This window comes from Arthrobacter agilis (genome assembly GCF_002953615.1).
Taxonomy (GTDB): Bacteria; Actinomycetota; Actinomycetes; order Actinomycetales; family Micrococcaceae; genus Arthrobacter_D; species Arthrobacter_D agilis_B.
On sequence record NZ_CP024915.1, the window covers coordinates 2,405,665 to 2,410,054 of the forward strand.

The following is a 4,390-nucleotide window of genomic DNA, read 5'->3' on the forward strand; positions in this document are numbered from 1 at the left end:
GGGCACGGCTGCGGGCGGCATCGGGGCATGCCGGAGCGGCGACGGGATCTCCGCGCCCGACGGAGCCGATGCGGTGGGGACCTGCGTCGGCCCGTGACCTGCGGTCAGGAGGATGCGGCTCCGCCGCTGCGGGCGCCCGCCCTTCTCGACAGCTGCCCCGTAGCCCACGAGGTTCGGTTCGCGTCGGGCGGGCACGTCGTCCGGCACGTCCGCGGCCACGTCGGCGGGGTCCGACGGTGGCGGGGTCGACCGTGACGCTGAAGGAGCCGTCCGCTCCGACGCCTGCGCGGGCATCGCGCCGTCGGTCTCCGGCACCTCGAAGGAGACGATCGGCGCTCCGACATCGACGACGCTGCCCGCGGCCGCGTGCAGGTGCACGACGACGCCGTCGTACGGTGAGGGCAGCTCGACGACCGCCTTCGCGGTCTCGACGTCGGCGATGATCTGGTTCAGCTCCACCGTGTCACCCACGGTGACGTGCCACTGGACGATCTCCGACTCGGTGAGTCCCTCGCCGAGGTCGGGCAGCCGGAACTCCCGGACCCGGGCGGACGTCGTCCCGCCGGTCGTGGTCCCGGCCGGCCGGGTCGTGGACGGAACGGCCAGGGCCGGGGCGGCAGTGGACGACGCGGTGGTGGATGTCGCGGTCACTGTGCCGCTCCTTCGACATCCAGTCCGCTCAGCGAGTTCGGCCGCCGCATCACGCGGTCCACGCCGTCCAGGATCCGGTCGAGGTCGGGCAGGTGGTGGAACTCGAGCTTGGAGTACGGGTACGGGATGTCGAATCCGGTGACGCGGACGGGGGCGTGCTCGAGGTAGTCGAAGCAGCGCTCCGTGATGCTCGCGGCGATCTCCGCGCCGAGCCCGCCGGACCGGGCGGCCTCGTGCGTGACGACGAGCCGGCCGGTCTTCCGGACGGAGGACTCGACCGTCGCGAAATCGATCGGAGCGAGGGAGCGCAGGTCGATCACCTCGAGGGAGAGGCCGTCGTCGGCCGCCGCGATGGCGGCATCGCGGGCGGTGGGCACGAGCGGCCCGTAGGTCACCAGGGTGACGTCCGTCCCCTCGGTCACCACGCGGGCGGCACCCATGTCCGAGACCGTCGGGTCGATCCCCTCGTCGACCTCGCCCTTGACGTGGTAGCGCCGCTTGGGTTCGAAGTAGAGCACCGGGTCGTCGCTGGCTATCGCCTGCTGGATCATCGTGTAGGCGTCCTGCGGGTTCGAGACGCTCACGACGCGCAGGCCCGAGGTGTGGGTGAAGTAGGCCTCGGGAGACTCCGAGTGGTGCTCCGGGGAACCGATGCCGCCGCCGAAGGGAACCCGGATGGTGATGGGCATCCTCACGGCGCCCTGCGTGCGGTAGTGCAGCTTGGCCACCTGGCAGACGATCTGGTCGAAGGCCGGGTAGATGAAGCCGTCGAACTGGATCTCCACCACCGGGCGGTACCCGCGGTAGGCCATGCCGACGGCCGTGCCCATGATCCCCGCCTCCGCGAGCGGGCTGTCGAGGACGCGGTGCGGCCCGAAGTCCTTCTGCAGGCCGTCGGTGATGCGGAAGACCCCGCCGAGCTTCCCGATGTCCTCACCGATCAGGACCACCTTGGGATCCTCGTCCATGGCGCGGCGCAGGCCGGCGTTGATCGCGCGGCCGAAAGTCATGGTGGACATCAGCGGGGTCCTTCCTGGGGTGCCTGGGCGAAGGAGGCGAGGTAGCGCTCGTAGTGGTCCTGCTGGCGGTCGAGCTCCGCGTTCGGTGCGCTGTACACGTGCCGGAAGACGTCCGACGGCACCGGTTCGGCCATCGATAGGCATCCCTCGCGCAGTTCCGCGGCGACGGCGTCGGCCTTCGCCTTCACGGAGTCGGAGTAGTCGGCCTCGAGCAGCCCGAGCGAGTCGAGCAGGGTGGCGAGTCGGGCCAGTGGGTCACGGGCCGCCCAGTCCTCGAGCTCGTTGGCGTCGCGGTAGCGGGTGGGGTCGTCGGCCGTCGTGTGGGGGCCCATCCGGTAGGTCACGGCCTCGATGAACGTGGGCCCGCCGCCCGAGCGTGCGCGGGCGAGGGCCTCGCGGGTCACGGCGAGGCAGGCGAGCACGTCGTTGCCGTCGACGCGCACTGAGGGGATGCCGAAGCCGGGAGCACGGCGTGCGATCGGCACGTGCGCCTGCAACCCCACCGGCTCGGAGATGGCCCAGTGGTTGTTCTGGCAGAAGAACACCACGGGGGCCTGGTAGCTCGCGGCGAAGACCATGGCCTCGTTGACGTCGCCCTGGCTCGTTGCGCCGTCGCCGAAGTAGGTCACCGCGACGGCGTCGGCGCCGTCGTTGATGATGCCCATCGCGTAGCCGGTGGCGTGGAGGGTCTGCGCCCCGATGATGACCTGCGGCGTGGCCATGTTGATGGTGTACGGGTCCCAGCCGGAGGAGGCGTTGCCGCGCCAGACCCGCAGGATGTCGGCGAGGTCCACGCCGCGGCAGTAGGCCACGGCGTTCTCGCGGTAGCTGGAGAAGACGAAGTCGTCGGAGCGCAGGGCACGGCCGGAACCGATCTGGGCCGCCTCCTGGCCGAGCAGCGGGGGCCAGAGTGCGAGCTCGCCCTGACGCTGCAGCGCGGTGGCCTCGGCGTCGATGCGACGCACCACCACCATGTCCTCGTAGAGCTTCTGCAGGGCGGCGCCGTCGACGTCGGCGACGAGGTCGTCGTAGTGCCCGTGCGGGTGGCGGACCCCGGAGGCGTCGATGAGCTGGACGAGGTCGTCCCCGCCTGCGCGGGCGGGGCCCGGGAAGACCGTCCCGCTCGCCGACCCGGCGTCGTCGCCGCCGGGAATTCCCTGTCCTCGCTGGTCGCCGTCCTGGGTCATTGCACGCAACCTTCACTCGCAGGCACTCCCTCCTGCGGCCGATCGGGCCGCCGGGAAAGAGCTCCGGGCGCCTTTACCCGGAGTAATTGTGACCCTACTCACACCGCACAGGTGGCACAACTGTTTCCTCATCGACTGAGCAGAGTGCACTATTCCGCGGCATAGCGCCGTGTTAGCGTTGCGCACTATGCAACCCCTCGACCTCACCGACACGCGCCTGCTGCAGGCCCTCGCCAGGGACCCGCGGCGCACCGTCGTCGCCCTCGCGCAGAAGCTGGGACTGTCCAGGAACACGGTGCAGGCGAGGATGGCGCAGCTCGAGAAGAAGTCGGTCTTCCTGTCCTTCGAGCGGCGTATCAACACGGTCTCGCTCGGCTACCCGCTGACCGCTTTCATCCATGTCCACGTGCAGCAGCAGAAGCTGGCGGCGATCACTCACAGCATCGCCGCCGTACCCGAGGTCATCGAGGCCTTCGGCCTGACGGGCCAGGCCGACATTCTGGTCCGGGTGGTCGCCGTCGACGCCGAGGACCTCTTCCGCATCAACGGCAAGATCCTCGCATGCGACGGCGTGGAGCGCTGCGACACGTCCCTCGCCATGGGCGAGCTCATCCCGTTCCGGGTCGAGCCTCTGCTCGCGCGCGGCCCGCGGGCGGCGTCCTGACCGACGGTCAGGACGCCGCACCGGTCATCGGCCGCTTCGCGTGTAGGACAGGCCGAATCCGGCCGGGAACAGCGGGGTGGCGGTGTCGTCCGGCACGTCGGGCAGTTGGGCCTCGACCTCGGCCATGGAGGACGGCAGCTCGAACGGCAGGCGACCGCCCGGCTGTCCCTTGCCACACAGCACCTCCAGCAGCACGCGGTCGGAGACACCGTAGTCGGCCAGGACGGCATCCGCATGCGCGAGGACGTCGCCCAGGATCAGGGGCCGCGCCAGGTTCGGCACGGCGATGGTCGGGACACCTGCCGCCGATGCCGCGAGGAGCGCCTGGTAGTCCGCCTCGTCCCCGGTGAACCCCAGGTCCGTGAGGTCCGCTCCCCCGCGCGGATCCGCCAGCCGGACCACGGCGAGATCCGCCTCGGCCGGCGTCGCCACCGGGATGAAGCCCGCATCCCGGGCGGCCGCGGGGTCGATGCCCTGCAGGAAGACCGTCCGGACATCCCGCCGCGACACCGGCAGGATGCCGCCGTCGTTGGCGAGCAGCGTCAGCGATGCTTCCTGCGCGGCGTCGCCCGCCCGCTCCGATCTCGTGCTGCCGACGGTGCGCTCGGCGGCGCGCACATCGACGTAGGGGTCCTCGAAGAGCCCCAGTTCGAACTTCTGCTGGAGGACACGCCGGGCGGCCTCGTCCACGCGGTCCTCGCCGAGCAGCCCCTGGCGTACGGCCTCGATGATGTACTGCGGCTTGTCGCTGCCGCCGATGATGTCCACGCCGGCGTTCACCGCACTCGCGTAGCGCTCGGGGAGCGTGAGGTCCTCGACGCCCCAGGGCATGCCGGCTCCGTGCGCTCCCACGAAGGAGAGCGGCACCC

5 protein-coding genes are annotated in these 4,390 nt (G+C 70.9%); 1 reads left to right on the forward strand and 4 read right to left on the reverse strand.

Going from position 1 to position 4,390, the window contains the following annotated elements; all coding sequences use genetic code 11:
* The 3 genes from CVO76_RS11730 to pdhA form a co-directional block, all read right to left on the reverse strand.
* On the reverse strand, nt 1-651 hold a 651-nt coding region (locus tag CVO76_RS11730; RefSeq protein ID WP_432206097.1), incomplete at its 3' end, for a biotin/lipoyl-containing protein.
* Nucleotides 648-1,670, reverse strand: a complete 1,023-nt coding sequence (locus CVO76_RS11735; RefSeq protein WP_208739376.1) for an alpha-ketoacid dehydrogenase subunit beta — start codon at nt 1,668-1,670, stop codon at nt 648-650. The genes CVO76_RS11735 and CVO76_RS11730, both read right to left, overlap by 4 nt.
* Complete coding sequence (gene pdhA, locus CVO76_RS11740) at nt 1,670-2,857, reverse strand: pyruvate dehydrogenase (acetyl-transferring) E1 component subunit alpha (protein WP_208739377.1); 1,188 nt, start codon at nt 2,855-2,857, stop codon at nt 1,670-1,672. The genes CVO76_RS11735 and pdhA overlap by 1 nt, the downstream gene beginning before the upstream one ends.
* A gap of 187 nt (nt 2,858-3,044) precedes the next feature.
* On the opposite strand from pdhA, the gene CVO76_RS11745 reads away from it, so the two are divergent.
* Nucleotides 3,045-3,521 (forward strand): Lrp/AsnC family transcriptional regulator, encoded by a 477-nt coding sequence (locus CVO76_RS11745; protein ID WP_133082176.1) that lies wholly within the window; start codon nt 3,045-3,047, stop codon nt 3,519-3,521.
* Between the two features lie 24 nt (nt 3,522-3,545).
* Here the strand turns inward: CVO76_RS11745 and CVO76_RS11750 are convergent.
* The coding region (locus CVO76_RS11750; RefSeq protein WP_208739378.1) for a glycoside hydrolase family 3 C-terminal domain-containing protein at nt 3,546-4,390 on the reverse strand (845 nt) is incomplete at its 5' end.

Coding starts and splice junctions, on each gene's coding strand:
- CVO76_RS11735 (WP_208739376.1), bottom strand. CDS start 1,670: ATGTCCACCATGACTTTCGGCCGCGCGATCAACGCCGGCCTGCGCCGC.
- pdhA (WP_208739377.1), bottom strand. CDS start 2,857: ATGACCCAGGACGGCGACCAGCGAGGACAGGGAATTCCCGGCGGCGAC.
- CVO76_RS11745 (WP_133082176.1), top strand. CDS start 3,045: ATGCAACCCCTCGACCTCACCGACACGCGCCTGCTGCAGGCCCTCGCC.